This window comes from Pseudoalteromonas sp. XMcav11-Q (genome assembly GCF_040104525.1).
GTDB lineage: Bacteria > Pseudomonadota > Gammaproteobacteria > Enterobacterales > Alteromonadaceae > Pseudoalteromonas.
The window spans coordinates 477500-498148 of the sequence record NZ_JBECOX010000002.1 but is presented as its reverse complement, the minus strand read 5'-3'; the positions used below and the strand labels follow the sequence as shown (position 1 = coordinate 498148).

Sequence of the window (20649 nt, the reverse complement as noted above, 5' to 3'; positions counted from 1 at the left end):
GTATGCGCTTGTGCTTCACTCATGCTGATTGTGCCGCTTTGATCTGTATCTAGCGCTGCGAAGTCTTCACCCGCCATTGCATTAACAGACGCGAAAGATAAACCTGTGATTGAAAGTGCAATTAGTACGTTTTTCATCGTTTATTCCTCAAAAATTTAAATACTGTTCGTTTTATAAAATTGGAGGGCTATTGATTAGCCTTTAAAATTTGCGAATTCTGATTCACTTAACTCGCCGTCAGCGTTACCGTCTAGCTGAGTAAATTGCTCAACAAGATTGGGATTTACTTTCGCTTCGCTCATGCTGATTGTGCCACTACCATCGGCATCGTATTTAGCGAAGTCGTCACCAGCTATCGCATTAACTGATGCCATTGATAGACCCGCTAGGGAAACTGCTACTAATAGATTTTTCATCATATTCTCCTTAAAATTTAGTCTTGGCGGAGAGTCCGAAGACTCACCGATACCAAACTTTCAAATTAGCCTTCAAAGTGCTCGTACTCTGACTCGCTTAGCTCGCCGTTACCGTCAACATCAAGTGTCTTGAATTGCTCAGCTAACTTAGGGTTAACCTGCGCCTCACTCATGCTGATCGTGCCGCTGCCATCTGTGTCGTACTTTTCGAAGTCATCCATCGCCATTGCCGATGCTGAAACTAATGTCATACCTGTAATTGAAAGTGCTGCTAGTAAATTTTTCATAATCTTCTCCTAAACGATTAAAGTGATGCGATAACTGGGCGAATTAACCTTCGTAGTTATCAAATTCTGCTTGGCTTAGTTGACCGTCTTGGTCAGCGTCTAGCTCGTTGAATTGAGCAAGAAGGCCTTCATCTGCTTTTGCTTCTTCAATAGAGATGTAACCGTCACCATTCATGTCTAATTTGTCGAAATCCGTGTTTGCGTGTGCACCTACTGATGCCAAAGTCATTACTGCTGCTGATACTGCGATTGCTAAATTTTTCATCGTGCTTTCCTCGTAAGATTAAAAACTAAATTCTGTGTTAAACATTTTGCTGTTAAAGCTAAAACTGATTTTGCATTTGTTTTTGCGTTTCGTTTTTCGCTTTCGAGATAACTATTCCAACTTTGATGCCAACATTGAAAAAATACCATTTATCAATGAGTTAAGTTAAATCACTTAAAAAGATTAAGGTTGGATTAAGGCTGGCTGTTGCTAAATGGCAACAGTTAAAAAAGCGAAAAATAAAAAGTCTTTATTTTTCTTAAAGTTAGATTGTCGCAGCTTTGCAACAGGTAAATTTTTGGGTAGAAAATTTTGCAAATCTCGCAACACCATTTGATTGAAATTTGTGCACCCTTTTTAAGGATTTAGCATCGTGAAAAAAATTTTTTCTCAGTCATTACAAAAACAGGCACTTATTGCCATGTTTATTGGTGTGCTTCCAATACTCACATTGACTTTGTGGTACGCCCAGGCACTGTCCAAAAACCAACAAAAAACACAGGATATTTATAATAAAAATCAAAAACTTATTCTTGAATACAATTTTGTGAAAGCAGATATCAGTGCGCTTGAAAAAGCACTGCAAAATAATCAGCTGCTGCAAAGTGAAACACTGCAAGAAAGCATCGAGCAGAAGTGGCAAAATACCAAAAAACGCATTCAATTATTAAAAATAAATCTACCCGACTCGCTGTTTGTTGCTAAATGGCGACAATTCGCGCCAGATGAAATCAATGCCACTTCAAAAGCTGAAGAGTTCCAACAATTGGTTAAGGTGCTTAATCAATTCGAGGAAAGCTTTCAACAAACACTTAATAAGCGCTTATCAGATCAAGAATCCCATTTCGTGCAGCTGCAAACATGGTTTATGTTTGGTCTCGTTATCTTGCTACCCACCCTTATCGTGATCAGCATCTTTTTGATCAACCGGATTTGTCAGCAACTTAATCAGGTAGAATCTGCGGTATCTGAGGTAGGTAAAGGTAATTTTGATAAGTCGGTTGAACTCTCTGGCAGTCATGAATTGCAGCAATTGGGTGACAGGCTAAATTGGTTAAGGCTCGAACTTAAGCGTATTCAACAACAAAAAGAAACCTTCTTGCGCCATGTTACTCATGAGCTTAAAACCCCTTTAGCATCGCTAAACGAAGGAAGCAGCTTATTAAATAGTGGATTGCTTGGAGCTGTTAATCCAAAACAACAACGTATTCTCATCATTATGGAAAACTCTGTTGCAAAGCTTGGCTCATTGATCGATGATTTGCTCAGCTATAGTGCAGCCAGTCACCCCGATAGCCTACATCACGACGCCGAAATGAATCTTATCCAAGAGGAAGTCTCTAAGCATCTTAGCGATAAGCTAGGAAAGACTGATGTGATAGTGAACTGGCAAAATCATGATGAGCTAAAAGTGCCTTATCTTCCGTGCAAATTAGTGTTAACTCAGTTAGTGAGCAATGCCATCGATCATGCTAAAAGCAATGTCACTATTTCAATTGAAGAGCGAAATGGTGATGTATTGCTGATAGTCCGTGACGATGGTGATGGCATCGACGTCAATGAGGCCGATTCATTATTCCAGCCGTTTGTTCGTGGTGAGAAAAATAAAAATAATAATGGTAGTGGCTTAGGTTTAGCCATTGTCTCTGAGTGTGTGAAGCAATTAAAAGGCGATGTGAAATGGCTATCAGTAGAATCTGGCGCCAGTATTCAAGTCGCCTTTCCAAAAAGGGATCCAAAATGAAATACATCGCATTAAGTATCACGCTATTTTTGCTCAGTGGTTGTGCCACAACAGAGCAAAAGGTCGAGCAAACAAAGCAGTTTATTGGCCCTGTAAAAACAGAAACCAGCGCTAAATTTGTGCCTTTAGCTGAGGTGATCAAAGCCTTAGTCAGCCAGTGCGCTAAAAAACATAACGTGACATTTAACGATTACTATAAAGGTGCGCTGCACTTACAAGGCTTTATTCACACCTATTGCGGTACAGACTCAACAACCAAGCAACTTAAAGCCATTGAAGAAGTAAAACTACAAGATTACTGGCCAGAAGATTACAACATTTGGTTTGAGTCGTTAGCTTGGCATACCCAAAGCCTTCGTGAGCAAAAAATCAGTAATTATTACTCTGACAATAAGGCGCAACAGCACCAAGAGCAATTGTTACAAACCCAAAAGCAGCTTGCCGAGCTGAAACAAAAGCTTGCCGACATAGAAAAACAACGTTTAGAAACCGATCTTTCTGAAAACCCATCACTTGAGGAGGATTCACTATGAGTCAAACACAACAGGGCGCAAAGTTACTTTTAGTGGATGACGATACATCTTTAACCGAGCTACTGGCCATGCGTTTAGAAAGCCACGGCTACGACGTTGAAGTAGCTCATCGCGGTACGCAAGCGTTAAATATCCTCAAGCAAATGCCTATCGACTTGGTCATCACCGACTTGAAAATGGCGCACATGAATGGCTTTGAACTTAATGAGCAAATAAAGAAGTATTATACCGGCATGCCCGTTGTGATGATGACCGCTCACGGTTCGATTCCTGACGCTGTTGACGCCATGCAGCAAGGCTTTGTGAGCTTTTTAACCAAACCCATTGACTCTCAGCAAATGCTCGATGTCATCAATGAGGCGCTTGCAGGAAAAGTAAGAACCGCACAAACTTCGGATCCAAATAACTTCCATGGGTTGTTATTCCAAAGTGCCGCAATGCGTCAATTGGTACAACAAATTCAAGCACTTGCCAGCAGTAACGCAAACATTCTCATCCAAGGCGAGAGCGGTACCGGTAAAGAAGTGACAGCAAAAGCAATCCATTTGGCCAGTAACCAAGCGCAGGGCCCATTTATTGCAATTAACTGTGGCGCAATGCCCGCTCACCTGTTGGAGTCTGAACTATTCGGCCATAAAAAAGGCGCGTTTACCGGCGCGGTGAGCGACAAAGAAGGCTTAGTACAAGCAGCAGATGGTGGCACCCTATTCCTCGACGAAATTGGTGATATGCCGCTTGATTTGCAAGTTAAGCTACTGCGTGTTTTACAAGAACGAACCGTTCGTCCTGTGGGCGGCCAAACCGAGCATAAGGTCAATGTTCGTTTTGTCTCTGCAAGCCACAAGAACATTCAAAGCGCCGTTGCCGAAAAGCAATTTCGTGAAGATTTATACTATCGCTTAAACGTGGTATCTGTTGAAATCCCAAGTCTAAGAGAGAGATTGGAAGATATTCCATTACTTGCATCACGCTTCTTAAGTGCACTTAGCGATGGCGAAAAGCAATTTAACCAACAAAGTATTACGCATTTGCTGAATTATCATTGGCCGGGTAACATCCGTCAGCTCCATAATATCGTAGAGCACTGTGTTGCTATTACTCCGGGTAAAATGATCACTGAAGATATCGTACAAAAAGCCCTGCCTAAGGATAAAGAGCAGAATGCGTTTACGGGGTTAAATGAAGCAAAACGCCAATTTGAGTATGACTACATCCAAAAAGTACTGGCGCTTTGCGAAGGGAATGTATCGGAAGCTGCAAAACTTGCGCAACGTAATCGCTCTGATTTTTACAAATTACTTAAAAAACATGAGATCCAATGCTAAACCTATTAGAGGGGTAAAATTAGTTTTAATTTCTGAAGCGCGTTGATTGGTCAAATTTACCACTGCAAAGTGTTTATAATACGGATTTGAACGAGCCACACCCGTGGCTCAGATTTTGCCCTGAGAATATGCGCTCCTCCTAGGAGCATAATAAAAACACTCGGATAGTTAAGGGTTGTCTGTATGAAAATGCGCAAAAAGCTCATTATTAGCTTTGTTCTCACTGTGATCATTCCTATTTTAGCGATTTCTGTGGTCAGCATTTCTCAGACCAAAAGTGACTCTCTCGATAAATTTCTTGATGCTTCCGGCAATGAGATACGGCAAGCCGAACAGTCTTTTGTACTGTTTTTTGAGCAGATGAAGAAAAATGCACGCTTCCTCGCCGAGTCTAAGGCCGTGCAGCAAGTAAGCCAAGATACCACTACTTATTTTGGTGCAGAGAAGCCCATGACCCCGCTACAAAACGGTCAAACAGAAGCCAATATTTTTGAGCTTTACCGCGCATTTGGGCAAACCCATGAAGAATTACTGTTTGTGTATCTTGGCACTGGTTCCGGTGGTTTTATTCAGTATCCTGCAGAGCCCCTTGGCGATTACGATCCAAGAAAACGCCCTTGGTATCAAAATGCTTCAAAAGATCCAAGCAAAGTTATCCTTACCGAGCCTTATCAAGGGGTAACGGGGCAAGCCATGGTCTCGGTTGCCACAGGTATAAAGCATGATGGCAAAGTGATTGGCGTGCAATCATTAGATGTAACACTCGCTACACTGACCGATATTGTTAGCAATATTCGTCTTGGGGAGTCTGGGTATTTAATCCTCCTTGATGCCGACGGCACTGTACTTGCCGATCCTAAAAATAAAAATAACAACTTTAAACACATTAAAGATCTCACTAGCCCACTCTACGAGGCTATACGAAGCGCCACAAACGAACCCTACCTTACCATTGAAACTGATAACAAAACCTATGACGCTAAGATTTATCGCTCCGACACTCTTGGCTGGCAATTTATCGCGGTGATTGATGAAGATGAAATCTTGGCTTCAGCTTACGATATGACGATTAGTATCACTATTATCGCGTTCATCATGGTAATTCTGTTTATTATCATTGCAATAACGCTTGCCAATAAGATAGTTGAACCTATTGAAATGGTGTCTGAAGGCTTAAAAGAGATAGCACAAGGTGAAGGCAATCTTTCTAAACGTTTAAAAGTCGTCACCCACGATGAAATTGGGGAACTGGCCGCGTGGTTTAATAAATTTTTGGACTCAATTAATTCGCTCGTAAAAGATATTCAAAGCAATGCCTCGACATTGAATGATGCCGCGTTAGGATCACAAAAAAGTATCAACGACATCCGTAATCAATGCCATACGCAGGCTGAAGACTCCGCCAGCGCGACTACGACTACCGAAACCGTGGAGCAGCTTGCCACCGAAATTAGTGAAAGCTGCAGTCATACTTTGGAGGATGTCGTCACTGCGGACGATCACGCTCAGCGTGGTAACAGCACAATAGAAAGTACCGTATCGCAGGTTGCGAGGCTTAATCATTCGTTGGCTGAGTCCGCCAACGCCATGAACCAACTCGAAAGTGAAAGCCAAGATATCACTAATATTTTAGGGGTGATCCGTTCTATCGCAGAGCAAACTAATCTTTTGGCATTAAATGCAGCGATTGAGGCTGCCCGTGCAGGTGAACAAGGTCGGGGCTTTGCAGTGGTTGCTGATGAGGTAAGAACGCTTGCGCAGCGCTCACATGACGCCACACAGGAAATAGAGCAAGTGTTAACTAACCTCATCGCACAAACGAGGACCGTATCGGCCCAAATGACGTCGAGCGTAGGCGAGTCTGAGACAGCTATCAAACAATCACAAAGCGCTCAGCAAGCGTTTACTGATATCGCTCAGGCAGTGTCAAGAATTAAAACTTCGGTTTCAAATATAGCGTCACAAGCCTCATTACAAGGAGAAAATGCAGGCCACACTAGACGTTTGATTGACTCGGTGGATGTTTCCGTACGACAAGTCGGAGAAGAAACGGCAGCATTAAACGCAGGTGCTGACCAATTAGTTAGCTTAGCCAAAGACTTAGAGCGTTTGGTTGGCCGCTTTGATATTGACTGAATAGAAAACTAATATCTTGTTTTTTGCAATTGTTACAAAATATCGTCTCAATTAGTTGTCCTTATAATAAGAACTAGATAGACTCGATGGATTGATTTATTACAGAAGAATAAAAATGAAGAAATTTAAATTTACATTAGTAGCAGCATCTTTGGTTGCGGTACTTGGTTGTCAAGAAGCGCCATCTCAAAACGCAACATCTGACGTTAAAGCAGAACAGTCCGCAGCCGTTGTGGCGCCAGTTGCAGAAAAGATCCCACACAAGACGACCATTCACGGTCAAGAACTTGTCGATAATTATCACTGGCTACGAGACGATACTAGAAGCAATGAAAAGGTGCTGTCACACTTAACCAAAGAAAATGCCTATACCGACAGCAAGCTCGTAAACACAGAGCAACTACAACAAACCTTATTTGAAGAAATAAAGAACAAAGTGGTTAAAGATGACCGCAGCGTGCCGGTACTAAACGGCAGTTATTATTATTTTAGTGCCACTGAGGGTGACAAAGAATACTTCACTTATTACCGCAGTGAACACAAAGATGGTAAAAATGCGGAAGCTATCTTTGATGCGAATATCCGCGCTGAAGGTCAAAACTACTACGGTGTCGGTGGTATTTCCGTTTCAACCAACGAAAATCTATTAGCTTTTGCTGAAGATACAGTAAGTCGTCGAATTTATACTATCCGAATCAAAGATTTAACAACAGGTAAGTTACTGGACGATACAATCGAAGGTGCGTCAGGCCCTATCGTTTGGGCGAACGATAACAAGACCATCTATTACATCAAAAAAGATCCGGTTACTTTGCTCGGTTATCAAGTATTCCGTCATACTCTAGGCACAGCGCAAAGCACAGATGAACTGATTTACGAAGAAAAAGATAACAGCTATTACACCTATATCTCAAAGAGTAAAGACAAGAGCAAAATATACATTCACCACTCCAGCACCGAGGCATCAGGTGTTTCTTTACTAGACGCAGATAATGCAGAAGCAACTCCTGAGCGCTTTATTCCAAGAGAAAGTGGTCATGAATATAGCATTGCTAAACTTGGCGACTGGTATTACATCCACACCAATAAAGATGCCGTAAACTTTAAGCTGATGCGCGTTAAAGCCAGTGATGCAAGTGATATTTCAAAATGGCAAACCGTTGTACCGCACAATGCCGATGCAAAACTAGATAGCTTTGAGCTATTTAATCAGCACCTTGTTTACGAAACGCGTGAAAATGGCCTTAGCCAAATCACCGTATTAAATTTAGATAATAACGAAAGCAAGCGTTTAACCTTTAACGACCCGGCTTACGCAGTGTATTTAACTGGTAATGCAAATTTAGACGCAGGCGCAGTAAGAATTGGTTATCAGAGTATGACGACCCCGGCTTCTGTGTATGATGTCGACCTTGCTAGTTTGGACAAAACACTATTAAAGCAAGACAAAGTATTGGGTGACTTTGCACCTGAAAACTACCAATCTGAACGTATTTTTGTCACCGCACGTGACGGCATAAAAGTACCAGTTTCAATTGTTTATCGTAAAGATAAGTTTAAGCAAGATGGTTCTAACCCGCTACTACAATACGGTTATGGTTCATACGGTTCTAATGTTGAGCCAACTTTCTCTATAAGCCGTTTAAGCCTTTTAGATCGTGGTTTTGTCTATGCTATTGCGCATATTCGTGGTTCAGAAACGCTTGGCCGTCCTTGGTATGATAACGGCAAAAAATTAAATAAAAAGAACACCTTTAACGACTTTGTTGATGTCACAAAAGCACTCGTTGAGCAAAAATATGGTGATGCTTCACGTATTTATGCCAGAGGTGGCAGCGCAGGTGGCCTATTAATGGGTGCAGTCATTAACCAAGCGCCGGAACTATACGATGGTGTACATGCAGCTGTACCATTTGTTGACGTGATCAATACCATGCTGGACGAAACGCTACCGCTGACCACAAATGAGTACGACGAATGGGGCAACCCAAATGAGAAGACGTATTTTGATTACATGCTGTCTTACTCACCTTACGATCAAGTTAAAGCCCAAGCATATCCAAACCTGCTTGTAACCACGGGTTTGCATGATTCTCAGGTGCAGTACTTCGAGCCTGCGAAATGGGTCGCTAAGCTACGCGAATACAAAACAGATGATAATCTACTGCTGCTAAAAACTGATATGGAAGCCGGCCACGGTGGTGCGTCTGGTCGCTTTAAGCGTATCCACGATGTCGCATTAAGTTATAGTTTCTTTATCGCACTCGCTGAAAATAAACTGTAGTCAACGGTCGGATCATACAAGGAGGCTTCTGCCTCCTTTGACTACCTCTTGCTAAACTATTCAACTAACTTTCTTTAGTACACATCTGCCCTAAAAAGATCTAAATAACCTGAGGTTTGGATAAGGAATGTTCCAACTCATTGTTGCTAAAGCACAACTTAGTTTTTTCCTTGTCTAGCCAGAGAGTTTTAGGGAAAACACCGCTTCCGCGTCCTGCTCTCGCTAAGGTACCTACATCCTGTAGGCAAGGCGAATTTACGCACCAATAGCTTGCTATTGGAAGTGAATTCAACGCAGTTAGCGCTAAAACTGGCTGCTAGAAAGGCATTAATTATCCGCAGCTCAGGTTAAATATACTTTAGCAGTGTCAATACCTAAGTGCTTCAATCAAGCAACAATGAAGCATATTAAATATTAGGCATTTATAGCCTAAGCTCTCCATAACACAAGTTTAGTACCCTCACCTAACAAACTCGCTATTTGTTGGCTATATTTAAAAAATGACTACTACGTACATAAGTGAAAAATGAATTTATTTCGCTTGGTTTTTATTTGCTGCTGTATTTTTCTGCCGCTCTTATCTAACGCCGTTCCCCATAAACCTGAATACTCAGCACCTATCAAGGTAACCATTTTGGTCGACGATGCTTATCCGCCTTATAGTTATCAAATTAACGGCGAGCTTTATGGCATCTATGTCGATATTGTAAAGCAAGCAGCGCGTTTGCTGAGTCATGAATATCAAGTTAACTTGCAAGCGGTACCATGGAAGCGAGGCGTTTCCTCAATGGCATCCGGCGAAGCAATGGCATTAATGCCACCTTATATTCATATCAAAAAACGCCCCTATATCTGGCCGTATTCCATTCCCCTTCAAGAAGAGGTGGTGGTTGCCTTTTGCAATCAAGGGATCACCTTAAAGCACTTGCCTCATGTAAAACCAGAAAGAGTACTTAATATTGGCATTAATGCCGGTTATATCATCTTAGATGAAAGCCTAATGGAAGCGCAAAAACAAGGACTTATTCAACTTTGGGAAAACAAAAGCACACGTTCAAATATCGAAAAGCTCGCACGTGGGCGCGTTGATTGTTACGTCAATGATCGGCTTTCCACTTTACTTGGTATTAATAAAATGTCGCAGATAACACCAAGTTTAAACACCAGTAATATTGTTGAAGATAAAATAGTAATGCGTCGCACTGCCCACATTGGGTACTTGAAAGGGTTTGAAGAAAAATATCCATTTAAACAAGATTTTATCCTGAAGATGGATGCAGCATTGAGGCAGGTAATAGACAACGCAGCAGCGGCAGACGAATGAATCTGCACGCATGATAAAACACCTTAAGCCACTGCTTTATAGAAATAAACAAAAAATAGAACAAAAAGGATGGATCATGATTAAATTAGTAAGAAATTCATTCACTGCGATCGCGCTTGGATTGATAAACATTTCAAACGCACAAGCTGATGACGTTGAGTTTAAGTTGCAAGAGGTTGCAAGGGGCCTTCATGTGCTATTTGGGCAAGGCGGTAATATTGCCATAAGTTCGGGCTCAGATGGCGTTTATATCGTCGATGATCAGTTCGCTAAACTCAGTGAACAAATTAAAGCAAAAATCAAAACAATCCAACCCAATGCACCTGAGTTTGTTATTAATACCCATCATCATGGCGACCATACAGGAGGCAACGAAAATTTCGCACAAGCGGGCAGCCATGTTATCGCGCATCACAATGTATACAAGCGGTTAGAACAAAAACATGGTGACGGTTCTGACTACTTGCCAACCTTGACATTTGGCAGTGATATGAAGCTCCACTTTAACCAAGAGCATGCTCACTTGTGGCATTATCATCACGCCCATACCGATGGCGATGCAGTGATCTTTTTTGACCGAGCAAATGCCGTACATATGGGCGATATCTATTTTAATTTAGGCAGCTTACCTTTTGTCGATGTCGACAGCGGCGGCTCCTTAAACGGGATAATTGCAGCAGTACAAGATGTGATAGAGAAAATAGGCGACAAGACCACCGTCATACCAGGCCATGGCCCTGTAACAGATAAACAAAATTTACAAGATTATCTGGCACTATTACAAAAAGCGAAAACGATTATGCTAGATGCAATGAAAAATAATACAAGCTTGGAAGAAGTTGTAGCCGCGCGTCCGCTACAAATACTTAATCTTAACTATGCTAATTGGCTACCAGAAGAGCGCGTTACCACGTTATTTTATCGCAGTTTGAAATCGCCCCCAGTAAAATAAACTGCTAACCTATTTTAAAAAAGGGGATGCCAGTAATGCACATCCCCTCCACCGAAAATACTTGGCTTAAAAACACTACTCCATCGTTGGTGCACTGGCATAAACAAGGTCGACTAAATTACTCATTGTTTTAGACTTTTGCATATATGCCTTCTCCATATAGGCAAGCTCTTGTAGCTCAAATAGTGTGGTCTCCACTAACGCTAACCATTTAGCCGTGGACTCTGGCACATCTGAGCCTTGCTTACTTGCTTTTTTTAACGCCTCATAATAAATATTAAGATCGTTATACTGACGTAAGTAATCCATATAATAATCCTTTGTCACCAACCGATATTCTATAAAGCTGAGCTTATCAAAAACTTCGCCTGAAAATTCTGTCGAACAAAAAAATTCACAACAAAAATTTAAATAAACACCATTATTCAATAACTTACATTTAAATAAAATCATTTTAGCAACATAAAAACAAAACAAGCTTGCAAATTTGGTACATGCGGTTACAATCCAAATTTTACAAAATAGAAACAGTAACGGCGTTAAAATTTAACTTTCGCATATCCGCGAGCCCGAGTGAAAAAGGATTAAGTGAGTGGGCAGAACCCGATTTAAGTGTACAGGTGATGATCTTCGAAGACTGCGCATGTCGGCTGATAAAACCACCCAGCAGATGGCTGACTTAGTAGGGATCCGGCGACAAACCTATGAAGAGTATGAAAAAGGTATTCGGAAATTTTCATTCGAGTACTTTTTAGAATGGAGTACATACTGTGGTATGGATGTTAATCCAATTACAGACTACTTTATGGACCTACGCACAAAGATGCAAGACGTAAAGCTCTGGCGAGAAAGCCCTTCTCCTGCAAAAAAGCGCAAAAACCAAAAAGGTCAGGAAGATTAGTGTGTTAACATCCACCTTTTAATACAACATCTTTAGTTTCACTTGTTTACAAAATAAGCAACAAGTTATTCTCATTTTTGACGTTTCGCGATAGAGTAGTGCTAACCAAAACACCGAAAATAATCCTGAAGGGAAATCAACATGCAGCTATTCAAAAATGTGACAGCAGGCATACTAACCTTTTGCTTTATCACGATAAAACAGCTTGTGAGTAAAATAAAACAAGGCACTCGCGTGCGCTTAGTAAATGGCGCTAGTCGAAACAAACAAAGCGCTGTAGCAACTCAGTGCCATCGCAACGGTAATACTATGGCGGAGTCACAACTGTACCGAATAGTGGGTGGTTCGGGTTTAGACCATTATAAAGATCCACGAGGAAAACAGATTAACAATACGGCAACGTTAAATCTTAGTGCACAAGAGCTGCATAAGGTTAGTGGTGGCTCTGGTGGGCATCACAATGATGATCCACGCGGAGTCGACAAAAACGGGGAATTAATCCGCAGCAAAACAGCTCCAGCATTGACTCAACATACTTTAAATGCCACACAGCTGGCGAAAATTGTAGGGGGAAGCACTGGTGCACTGATAAAGGATCCAAGAGCGGAGCAAAAACAATCTGGATCGGCAGAACTAATCTGCGGTAAAACAGCTCCAGCATTGACTCAACATACTTTAAATGCCACACAACTGGTAAAAATTGTAGGTGGGAGTACTGGCGCGCAAGTAAAAGATCCTAGAGCAGAGGGGGAAAATGTTGAAATGTATAACTCGTATCGCACTACGCCAACAGCTCTCACAACACAGGTTTAATGATGAATATCTCAAACTATTTTTTACTTTTTTTGGTCGTATTTTCAATTCTTCTATCATACGTTCACATTAAGTTTGTCGACCATATTCACTTTGCAATCATTGGAGTTTTGCTGCTTGTGACATTGCTCATTAAGTATCAAGAAAACATGAAGCATTTGGTTGCACTAATTTCGACAACTCTCCTTATTGAATATTACACATTCTCGACTTTTTCCGCGACTCTGGAAACAGGCGAACAACCATATCAGGTAAATAGCCTAATATATCTATCAGCTCTCATTCTAGATCTTATCGTTTTTTACATTCTTAAATACCGAGTTCGATTTTCGCTTCAATTTGTTAAACGTTTTCAACCAAAGAAATGGCAATACATTTACACCACTCATGCAGATATCCTTTTATATGGTGTCTACTTAGCTTTTATCGTGGTGGATTTACTTGTTTTAGGTGAGCACTTACTGAGAAATATGGATTATATCTTTGGCGTCTCAGAGGCAACGGCTAAGCCCTTCTGGAGCTGGAATTGGGTTTACAAAAGTTACCCCTACGCAAAAAGTATTCTACTTTCTTGTGTTGTAACTATCTTACTCGCCACCATTTTTGTAGAAAATCAACGGCCCGAACAGGAAGACGATGATGAAGATGACAGCGATGAGGTAATACATAAAACAGATCAACAACAAAAGCCGTAATGGCTTTTGTTGTTAGGTATCTAGTTATCATCTATTGCCAGCGTTAAGCCCAAACTCCTCGTTCAGCATTAGTTCACCTCTTATCTGTTTTCTTTAAGAATGTATATGGTTCACAAAGGAGATGACCAATGAACGAAGAAAAATCAGTCAAGGATGCCATTAACGCCTTTGATAAAAGTGCAGGCGTTAACTTAAAATTTTCAGGTGAAGTAAACCCTAAAGTCGCTGAAATATTTGGTAAAATGATTGAAGAAACGCGACGGTACAGAACCGCTTTAAAATCGGCGTCTAAACCAACAGGTGCTAAAGCAACAATAGGTTGGATCGCTAAAAACTTTACACAAAGTATTATTAGTCAATTAAGTGAAGAACAATCGCTTTCGTGTGCGAAAAAGGTGATATTAAATTATACATCTCCAATGAAGCTAGCTTCTCTTGGAGTGTAACAATGAAGTTATTATTATCAATTGTACTTTTTGCGCTATTACCCACCTCTAGCTATGCAGAAAGCTGGCCTAAACCACAATGCCAAGACGAACCATACTGGCTTGAATTTAGTACTGTGAAGCTCTGTATCCCCAAGCAAAACGTTACTCATCTCAATATTCTTCATTCAGAGTTACCCTCGTTCACCGTTACAACGGAGCATGGCGAACTCATTTTTCAGTTACAAACGGCTGAGAATATTACCGGTGGTCTACATAGCAAGTATGAACTTGATCTTGCGTCTTATTTTATCGCATTGAAAAACAAAGATAAGCCAGCCATTGATTACAATATTGCCTATCAAGTCCATGAGCTTCTATCACCTAACGACATTGCCATATTTAACACTGGAGACTGGCTGGCCGTATCGCTGACCAACAACACTCGTAGTTTTGATGAGCTTTTTATCTTTAACAAATCTAGCCAACACATACTGCATATTGGTGGGCAATTTGATAGTTTAGAAGCTAAAACACTATTAGCTCAGTTCCGTTTACCATGACTGAATGATATAAAAAACTATTAAAATATAATAATTAAAAAATAAACAAGGATTTACTATGCGATACCTTACAGCAATAGGGACTATTTTATTAGCTGCTTACTCTATCTATCTGAATACGGTAATCTCAGACTTAGAGCTTGAGCGAGATAATTTGGAGGAGCGTATCGCAGCTCTCTCCAGCAACATTAAGGCTTCCGACAATGTAAAGCCACACCTCGAAGAAGTAGCTATCAGCAAGCCAAAGCCTAATGGTAAGTTTGCAGATGAGAATAGCACTAACCAATATACTGAAATTAAAACACCTAAAGAAAGTGACGAAAGAACAATCACGCCTTCAAAAGATAAAGGGTTTAACGAGCAATCTGTAGACGAAACCTGGGCATTCGAATTTTCCGATCAAATTCATTATTTTTTCATGGAAAACGAAATCCTAAACAAGCTGCGCGTAACTAATATTGATTGCCGTGAAACGGCCTGTAGAGTGGATATATATATCAATAAAGACGAACCAATCGAAACCGCAGCGGCTGTTGGTGAAATATTTGGGAGTGATGAACGCTGGCAAGATCACCCCTTCTATTTTAATTCAACGCCCGAAGATGGGGTGATCCGAGTCGAGATCAACAGATACAAGTAGTTAAAGGCTCGATAAAAGCATCAGAAGTTAAAAGCTATCCACAACACCTATTCCGGATAGCAAAATACTAGCTGTAACATTATCATGGTGAACATACCTCTTGGCTTGGGTGGCCGTTTGGGATCAGGGGTCCATACTTCCCAAGGCCTTGTAATTTCTGGTTGAACTTTGCCCTCAGACCAGTCAAACTTTAAAGCCTCCTGAAATATTTGCTCTTCAATTTCTCTTTGCTGTTCAAGACTAAATTGTGTCCAAAAGCCTTTTGGTCGACCATTACTTTCATCAAAAGACTTAGTGATTGGATCCAACTCTCGATACAGCTCGTATTCCGGTGTATCGGGTAAAGGTTTATCTTGCTCCATGTGCCTAACAATCGACTCCCACTCCATAAAACATCGTACTGGGTTTGATGTATCACCAGAGGCATTTATTGTTAGTTTCGCATTCGGGTAAAGCTCGAAATCTTTATGTCTGATTTCAATAAACGCTTTCATAATACCTAGCGCTCCAAACTCATTTTTAATTCGGCATTCTATATTATCCCAGTCGAATGTTGGATTACCAAAACCATCAAATTCTTCAGCATTACTTATATCCCATGTAAAGCTCACCATTCCATTTACTCGATCGAAATAAGCTCCTTTATATTTTATTCGATCATAAAATAAACCTGTAAAATTTAGAACTAAAATAGAATACACTGGTATGACAACCAGCATACCCCAAAAAAATGATTCACCCTCGACCATAAGAATCAATAAGTTTAAAAATAGGTAGAGCCAAAATGCGACAGAAATCCAAGCAGGAAGAAGAAGCAGAATCAATCTTAAACTTTGAGGATTTGCTATGTACAAATATCTTTGCTTTGAATTAAAGTAGCTACTTTCATTTGGTTTATGAAACTTTCTATAAACTGCCAAACCATGCCTATTTTTACTTAGCCCACCTTTAAAGCTATGCTCACTATAAAACCGATTAAAGAAACTATTTTTCTGAAGTGTGTTCACTATTTTCCTCCCTGAAAAAGCTGTAGCAACCGTTATGGTAACCCTGTTAGAATCTGTATTAACGCGACTTTTATAAAGCTTTGCTTTTTATTGACCTGCTCTTGAGTCAGATCTGGTTTCCACTTTAACCAAGGCTTTACAATTTCCTCACGTTCAGGGCCGTAAGTGAAGTTAAAATCTGCAGCGTCTTCTTCATAAAGTCGTTTTAATCGACTCTGCTCTCCCAAACTAAACCCAGCCCAAAAAAGCTTTGGTCGATTGTTTTGCTTATCAAACTCCCTCGTCAAATCATCTTTGCTTCTATCAAGCTCATAAATAGGAATATCTGGTAATGGTTTAGTATTATCCATATGTCGGATAATCAACTCCCACCTTAAATGACAGTACATAGCTGAGTTTTGTATTCCCACAACATCCATACAAAGGTTTACCTTTGGGTATTTATCACGATCTTTGTGCACTAAACGGACAAAAAAACGTGGGACTCCCATATCGCCAATTTGCTCAAAAATTTCCGCTTCTATATCCAGCCATGGAAAACACTGATTGCCAAACTCATCCAGCTCGTCTGTGCCAACATCAAAACTAAAACTAACGGTTTGTTTAACTCTATCGAAGTAGGCATATTTATGCCCCAACATTCTCAAAAAGTATGGATAAATATTTAGAAAAAAAAGTGAAACAGCTACGTTGAAAACAAAGTGACCAGCAGAGAGCTCAATTATCTCTTCAAATGTAAAATCATCATAAAGAAAATAACCTACAGAATCCAAAAGCAAAAAAAACCATAATGTACAGCATAAACCAAGAGGTAAAAACATCAAAAAGCGTTTAAACCCTCCTTCATCTAACACCAAATGATATCGCCACCCATCCTTTTTTATATTTTGAAAAATCTTTCCGTCCGTTTCATCGTTAAGTAAGGCTACTCCCTTTTCTTTCGGCCCCATAAGGTACAGTATATTACACTCTTTAAAAAACCCATTATATCGTGTAGTTCTCATACTAATATCATCACCAGCTTTTGACCAATAAAAATGAGCAGGAAGCCCCCTAACTCATTGGTTGGAGACATACTTACCTACACTTTAAAAACACTAAAAAATCTTTGAATATTTATCGTAGGCGAATACAACATACTATAAAAGTCGATTGATGCATTTTTCATTTTATATTTCCATGTTGATGACCGGAGCGCAGACTAAATCAATCTAGGTTTGTATGAGGCTATATACGCTAGCGTTGCAAACGTCCCATAAAAGCATCAAAAGTTAAAAGCTATCCACAACACCTATTCCGGATAGCAAAATACTAGCTGTAACATTATCATGGTGAACATACCTCTTGGCTTGGGTGGCCGTTTGGGATCAGGGGTCCATACTTCCCACGGTTTTGTAATTTCTGGTTGAACTTTGCCCTCAGACCAGTCAAACTTTAAAGCCTCCTGAAATATTTGCTCTTCAATTTCTCTTTGCTGTTCAAGGCTGAATTGTGTCCAAAATCTATTCGGGCGTTTATTTTTTTCATCTAATTTGGCAGTCAAAGGGTCAAGTTCTCGAAATAGCTCAAACTCAGGTGAGTCAGGTAGTGGTTTACTTATATCCATGTACCTCACGATATATTCCCACATTAGATAATTATTAATGGGCATTGATGTATTATCCAAACCTAAAGGCAACGTCATCTTTGCATTTGGGAACGATTCTAAGTTATGATGACTTAACTCTAAAACACTTACCATAGAGCCTGCGGAGCCAACATTTTGCTTTTGTTTGCAAACAATATCCTCCCAATTAAAGCTTAAATTAGCACCTGAAGGAATATCTTTTTCACCATCAATTTTCCACGCAAAGCTTACCGTTTGTTCTACACGATTTAAATACACACCGTTTTTGGGTTTAAAAGACTTTAAATACCCTAACAAGTTAACAAAAAATATTGAATAAATTGGAAGAATTATTAACACTGGCCAATAGAAATCACCTCCAATAAATAAATAAGAAATAAGTTTCCCAAAAAGTGCAAACCACATCAACGCAGATACAAAGCAAGGGAGTGCAAAAATATAAAATGACCAATCTTGATGAGCATGAATGAAAATAAAACGATTTTTACTATCTTCTTCTTTCCTTTTCATGAACATTATATAAAAGGCCAAACCAAATCGCTCTCTAGATAGACATCCATAAAAGTTTTCAGCGTTAAAACATCGATTAAAATAGCATACCCTAGTTAGTACTTTCAATTTCGCCCCTAGCTTTCATATTCTTTATAATTAACAGGAATTTTAAATCCATCTCTTCTTATAAATGGCGTTAATTCAACATCCAAAATATCACCATCGAGGGTAAAGTTAAGAATGTCCTTGGAGTTTTACTCAGGATAGCAAAGTACTAGCTGTAACATTATCATGGTGAACATACCTCTTGGCTTGGGTGGCCGTTTGGGATCAGGGGTCCATACTTCCCAAGGCTTTGTAATCTCTGGTTGAACTTTGCCCTCAGACCAGTCAAATTTTAAAGCCTCTTGAAATATTTGCTCTTCAATTTCTCTTTGTTGTTCAAGACTAAATTGTGTCCAAAAGCCTTTTGGTCGACCATTACTTTCATCAAACGATTTCGTGATCGGATCCAACTCTCGATACAGCTCGTATTCCGGTGTATCTGGTAAAGGTTTATCTTGCTCCATGTGCCTAACAATCGACTCCCACTCCAAAAAACACCGTACAGGCTTCGACGTATCACCAGAGGCATTTATTGTTAGTTTCGCATTCGGGTAACGCTCTAAGTCTTTATGTCTGATTTCAATAAACGCTTTCATAATACCTAGCGCTCCAAACTAATTTTTAATTCGGCATTCTATATTATCCCAGTCGAATGTTGGATTACCAAAACCATCAAATTCTTCAGCATTACTTATATCCCATGTAAAGCTAACCATTCCATTTACTCGATCGAAATAAACTCCTTTATATTTTATTCGATCATAAAATAAACCTGTAAAATTTAGAACTAAAATAGAATACATTGGTATGACAACCAGTATACCCCAAAAAATGATTCACCCTCGACCATAAGAATCAATAAGTTTAAAAATAGGTAGAGCCAAAATGCGACAGAAATCCAAGCAGGAAGAAGAAGCAGAATCAATCTTAAACTTTGAGGATTTGCTATGTACAAATATCTTTGCTTTGAATTAAAGTAGCTACTTTCATTTGGTTTATGAAACTTTCTATAAATTGCCAAACCATGCCTATTTTTACTTAGCCCACCTTTAAAGCTATGCTCACTATAAAACCGATTAAAGAAACTATTTTTCTGAAGTGTGTTCACTATTTTCCTCCCTGAAAAAGCTGTAGCAACCGTTATGGTAACCTTGTTAGAACCTGTATTAACGCGACTTTTATAAAGCTTTGCTTTTTATTGACCTGCTCTTGAGTCAGATCTGGTTTCCATTTTAACCAAGGCTTTACAATTTCCTCACGTTCAGGGCCGTAAGTGAAGTTAAAATCTGCTGCGTCTTCTTCATAAAGTCGTTTTAATCGACTCTGCTCTCCCAAACTAAACCCAGCCCAAAAAAGCTTTGGTCGATTGTTTTGCTTATCAAACTCCCTCGTCAAATCATCTTTGCTTCTATCAAGCTCATAAATAGGAATATCTGGTAATGGTTTAGTATTATCCATATGTCGGATAATCAACTCCCACCTTAAATGACAGTACATAGCTGAGTTTTGTATTCCCACAACATCCATACAAAGGTTTACCTTTGGGTATTTATCACGATCTTTGTGCACTAAACGGACAAAAAAACGTGGGACTCCCATATCGCCAATTTGCTCAAAAATTTCCGCTTCTATATCCAGCCATGGAAAACACTGATTGCCAAACTCATCCAGCTCGTCTGTGCCAACATCAAAACTAAAACTAACGGTTTGTTTAACTCTATCGAAGTAGGCATATTTATGCCCCAACATTCTCAAAAAGTATGGATAAATATTCAGTAAAAAAAGCGAAATAACTAAGTTAAATAAAAATCGCCCAGAAAAAAGTTCAATTAACCCTTCATTAGTGATATCTTCCGAAAAAAAATACAACACAATATTAAATAACAAGAGAAACCATAGTCCACCGCATAAACCTAGAGGTAAAAACATCAAAAACCGTTTAAACCCCCCTTCATCTAACACTAAGTGAAATCGCCACATTTCCCGCTGGATCGTTTGAAAATCCTCTCCATCCGTTTCACTGTCAAATAAAGCCAACCCTTTTTTTCTCTCCCCCATAAAGTGCAATATATTGTACTCTTCGAAAAAACCATTATAACGTGTAGTTCTCATACT

Annotated in this window: 22 protein-coding genes and 1 pseudogene; 13 read left to right on the top strand and 10 right to left on the bottom strand. The window is 39.8% G+C overall.

What is annotated here, in order from left to right; all coding sequences use genetic code 11:
• The 4 genes and pseudogenes from ABMY45_RS05615 to ABMY45_RS05600 all read right to left on the bottom strand — a co-directional run.
• Positions 1-137, bottom strand: a pseudogene (locus ABMY45_RS05615) (EF-hand domain-containing protein); the annotation flags it as partial.
• Positions 138-194: 57 nt separating this feature from the next.
• Positions 195-416, bottom strand: coding sequence for a calmodulin (locus ABMY45_RS05610; RefSeq protein ID WP_088533059.1), 222 nt, complete (start codon positions 414-416; stop codon positions 195-197).
• 65 nt (positions 417-481) lie between these two features.
• A complete protein-coding gene (locus ABMY45_RS05605) occupies positions 482-703 on the bottom strand; it encodes a calmodulin (RefSeq protein WP_010604274.1) in 222 nt (73 codons plus the stop codon).
• Positions 704-746: 43 nt separating this feature from the next.
• Positions 747-968 (bottom strand): EF-hand domain-containing protein, encoded by a 222-nt coding sequence (locus ABMY45_RS05600; protein WP_010369619.1) that lies wholly within the window; start codon positions 966-968, stop codon positions 747-749.
• A gap of 373 nt (positions 969-1341) precedes the next feature.
• Here ABMY45_RS05600 and ABMY45_RS05595 point away from each other — a divergent pair, with 373 nt between their 5' ends.
• The 7 genes from ABMY45_RS05595 to ABMY45_RS05565 all read left to right on the top strand — a co-directional run bounded on the left by ABMY45_RS05595 (position 1342) and on the right by ABMY45_RS05565 (position 11266).
• A complete protein-coding gene (locus ABMY45_RS05595; protein WP_349288565.1) occupies positions 1342-2712 on the top strand; it encodes an ATP-binding protein in 1371 nt (456 codons plus the stop codon).
• Entirely contained in the window at positions 2709-3245 is a 537-nt protein-coding gene (locus ABMY45_RS05590) for a hypothetical protein (protein WP_010604276.1), read from the top strand. Before ABMY45_RS05595 ends, ABMY45_RS05590 begins: the two co-directional genes overlap by 4 nt.
• Positions 3242-4570 (top strand): sigma-54 dependent transcriptional regulator, encoded by a 1329-nt coding sequence (locus ABMY45_RS05585; RefSeq protein WP_102058495.1) that lies wholly within the window; start codon positions 3242-3244, stop codon positions 4568-4570. Before ABMY45_RS05590 ends, ABMY45_RS05585 begins: the two co-directional genes overlap by 4 nt.
• A 183-nt stretch (positions 4571-4753) precedes the next feature.
• On the top strand, positions 4754-6706 hold the full coding sequence (locus ABMY45_RS05580; RefSeq protein WP_349288564.1) for a methyl-accepting chemotaxis protein: 1953 nt from the start codon (positions 4754-4756) through the stop codon (positions 6704-6706).
• Between the two features lie 115 nt (positions 6707-6821).
• Complete coding sequence (locus tag ABMY45_RS05575; RefSeq protein WP_349288563.1) at positions 6822-8990, top strand: S9 family peptidase; 2169 nt, start codon at positions 6822-6824, stop codon at positions 8988-8990.
• Positions 8991-9516: 526 nt separating this feature from the next.
• Positions 9517-10314 carry a transporter substrate-binding domain-containing protein gene (locus tag ABMY45_RS05570; protein ID WP_102058492.1) on the top strand — a complete coding sequence of 266 codons (798 nt, stop codon included), beginning with the start codon at positions 9517-9519 and terminating at the stop codon, positions 10312-10314.
• Positions 10315-10390: 76 nt separating this feature from the next.
• The gene (locus ABMY45_RS05565) at positions 10391-11266 is read left to right on the top strand and encodes an MBL fold metallo-hydrolase (RefSeq protein ID WP_029215739.1); all 876 of its coding nucleotides are present in this window, start codon (positions 10391-10393) and stop codon (positions 11264-11266) included.
• Positions 11267-11341: 75 nt separating this feature from the next.
• On the opposite strand, the gene ABMY45_RS05560 is transcribed toward ABMY45_RS05565, so the two are convergent.
• Positions 11342-11575, bottom strand: coding sequence for a hypothetical protein (locus ABMY45_RS05560; protein ID WP_010604282.1), 234 nt, complete (start codon positions 11573-11575; stop codon positions 11342-11344).
• Positions 11576-11858: 283 nt separating this feature from the next.
• On the opposite strand from ABMY45_RS05560, the gene ABMY45_RS05555 reads away from it, so the two are divergent.
• The 6 genes from ABMY45_RS05555 (at position 11859) to ABMY45_RS05530 (ending at position 15303) form a co-directional block, all read left to right on the top strand.
• Positions 11859-12167: a helix-turn-helix transcriptional regulator gene (locus ABMY45_RS05555; protein ID WP_010604283.1), complete on the top strand. Its 309-nt coding sequence runs from the start codon at positions 11859-11861 to the stop codon at positions 12165-12167.
• 141 nt (positions 12168-12308) lie between these two features.
• Positions 12309-12980 (top strand): hypothetical protein, encoded by a 672-nt coding sequence (locus ABMY45_RS05550; protein WP_349288562.1) that lies wholly within the window; start codon positions 12309-12311, stop codon positions 12978-12980.
• Positions 12981-13099: 119 nt separating this feature from the next.
• Positions 13100-13675 carry a hypothetical protein gene (locus ABMY45_RS05545; protein ID WP_158299159.1) on the top strand — a complete coding sequence of 192 codons (576 nt, stop codon included), beginning with the start codon at positions 13100-13102 and terminating at the stop codon, positions 13673-13675.
• 128 nt (positions 13676-13803) lie between these two features.
• On the top strand, positions 13804-14121 hold the full coding sequence (locus tag ABMY45_RS05540) for a hypothetical protein (protein ID WP_206472432.1): 318 nt from the start codon (positions 13804-13806) through the stop codon (positions 14119-14121).
• 2 nt (positions 14122-14123) lie between these two features.
• Positions 14124-14663, top strand: a complete 540-nt coding sequence (locus ABMY45_RS05535) for a hypothetical protein (protein ID WP_248298709.1) — start codon at positions 14124-14126, stop codon at positions 14661-14663.
• Between the two features lie 58 nt (positions 14664-14721).
• The gene (locus tag ABMY45_RS05530) at positions 14722-15303 is read left to right on the top strand and encodes a hypothetical protein (RefSeq protein ID WP_206472433.1); all 582 of its coding nucleotides are present in this window, start codon (positions 14722-14724) and stop codon (positions 15301-15303) included.
• Between the two features lie 47 nt (positions 15304-15350).
• On the opposite strand, the gene ABMY45_RS05525 is transcribed toward ABMY45_RS05530, so the two are convergent.
• The 5 genes from ABMY45_RS05525 to ABMY45_RS05505 form a co-directional block, all read right to left on the bottom strand.
• The gene (locus ABMY45_RS05525; protein WP_349288561.1) at positions 15351-16310 is read right to left on the bottom strand and encodes a hypothetical protein; all 960 of its coding nucleotides are present in this window, start codon (positions 16308-16310) and stop codon (positions 15351-15353) included.
• 32 nt (positions 16311-16342) lie between these two features.
• A complete protein-coding gene (locus ABMY45_RS05520; RefSeq protein WP_349288560.1) occupies positions 16343-17314 on the bottom strand; it encodes a hypothetical protein in 972 nt (323 codons plus the stop codon).
• Positions 17315-17601: 287 nt separating this feature from the next.
• Positions 17602-18447: a hypothetical protein gene (locus ABMY45_RS05515; RefSeq protein ID WP_349288559.1), complete on the bottom strand. Its 846-nt coding sequence runs from the start codon at positions 18445-18447 to the stop codon at positions 17602-17604.
• 236 nt (positions 18448-18683) lie between these two features.
• Positions 18684-19130 carry a hypothetical protein gene (locus ABMY45_RS05510; RefSeq protein WP_349288558.1) on the bottom strand — a complete coding sequence of 149 codons (447 nt, stop codon included), beginning with the start codon at positions 19128-19130 and terminating at the stop codon, positions 18684-18686.
• Positions 19131-19674: 544 nt separating this feature from the next.
• The gene (locus tag ABMY45_RS05505) at positions 19675-20646 is read right to left on the bottom strand and encodes a hypothetical protein (protein WP_349288557.1); all 972 of its coding nucleotides are present in this window, start codon (positions 20644-20646) and stop codon (positions 19675-19677) included.
• Positions 20647-20649 lie beyond the last annotated feature (3 nt).

Bases quoted from the DNA above. Each gene is read 5' to 3' on its own strand.
- ABMY45_RS05590 (WP_010604276.1), top strand. From the start codon at position 2,709: ATGAAATACATCGCATTAAGTATCACGCTATTTTTGCTCAGTGGTTGT.
- ABMY45_RS05560 (WP_010604282.1), bottom strand. From the start codon at position 11,575: ATGGATTACTTACGTCAGTATAACGATCTTAATATTTATTATGAGGCG.
- ABMY45_RS05565 (WP_029215739.1), top strand. From the start codon at position 10,391: ATGATTAAATTAGTAAGAAATTCATTCACTGCGATCGCGCTTGGATTG.
- ABMY45_RS05515 (WP_349288559.1), bottom strand. From the start codon at position 18,447: ATGAAAAGGAAAGAAGAAGATAGTAAAAATCGTTTTATTTTCATTCAT.
- ABMY45_RS05550 (WP_349288562.1), top strand. From the start codon at position 12,309: ATGCAGCTATTCAAAAATGTGACAGCAGGCATACTAACCTTTTGCTTT.
- ABMY45_RS05505 (WP_349288557.1), bottom strand. From the start codon at position 20,646: ATGAGAACTACACGTTATAATGGTTTTTTCGAAGAGTACAATATATTG.
- ABMY45_RS05610 (WP_088533059.1), bottom strand. From the start codon at position 416: ATGAAAAATCTATTAGTAGCAGTTTCCCTAGCGGGTCTATCAATGGCA.
- ABMY45_RS05535 (WP_248298709.1), top strand. From the start codon at position 14,124: ATGAAGTTATTATTATCAATTGTACTTTTTGCGCTATTACCCACCTCT.
- ABMY45_RS05530 (WP_206472433.1), top strand. From the start codon at position 14,722: ATGCGATACCTTACAGCAATAGGGACTATTTTATTAGCTGCTTACTCT.
- ABMY45_RS05540 (WP_206472432.1), top strand. From the start codon at position 13,804: ATGAACGAAGAAAAATCAGTCAAGGATGCCATTAACGCCTTTGATAAA.
- ABMY45_RS05585 (WP_102058495.1), top strand. From the start codon at position 3,242: ATGAGTCAAACACAACAGGGCGCAAAGTTACTTTTAGTGGATGACGAT.
- ABMY45_RS05575 (WP_349288563.1), top strand. From the start codon at position 6,822: ATGAAGAAATTTAAATTTACATTAGTAGCAGCATCTTTGGTTGCGGTA.
- ABMY45_RS05605 (WP_010604274.1), bottom strand. From the start codon at position 703: ATGAAAAATTTACTAGCAGCACTTTCAATTACAGGTATGACATTAGTT.
- ABMY45_RS05580 (WP_349288564.1), top strand. From the start codon at position 4,754: ATGAAAATGCGCAAAAAGCTCATTATTAGCTTTGTTCTCACTGTGATC.
- ABMY45_RS05570 (WP_102058492.1), top strand. From the start codon at position 9,517: ATGAATTTATTTCGCTTGGTTTTTATTTGCTGCTGTATTTTTCTGCCG.
- ABMY45_RS05510 (WP_349288558.1), bottom strand. From the start codon at position 19,130: ATGAAAGCGTTTATTGAAATCAGACATAAAGACTTAGAGCGTTACCCG.
- ABMY45_RS05520 (WP_349288560.1), bottom strand. From the start codon at position 17,314: ATGAGAACTACACGATATAATGGGTTTTTTAAAGAGTGTAATATACTG.
- ABMY45_RS05600 (WP_010369619.1), bottom strand. From the start codon at position 968: ATGAAAAATTTAGCAATCGCAGTATCAGCAGCAGTAATGACTTTGGCA.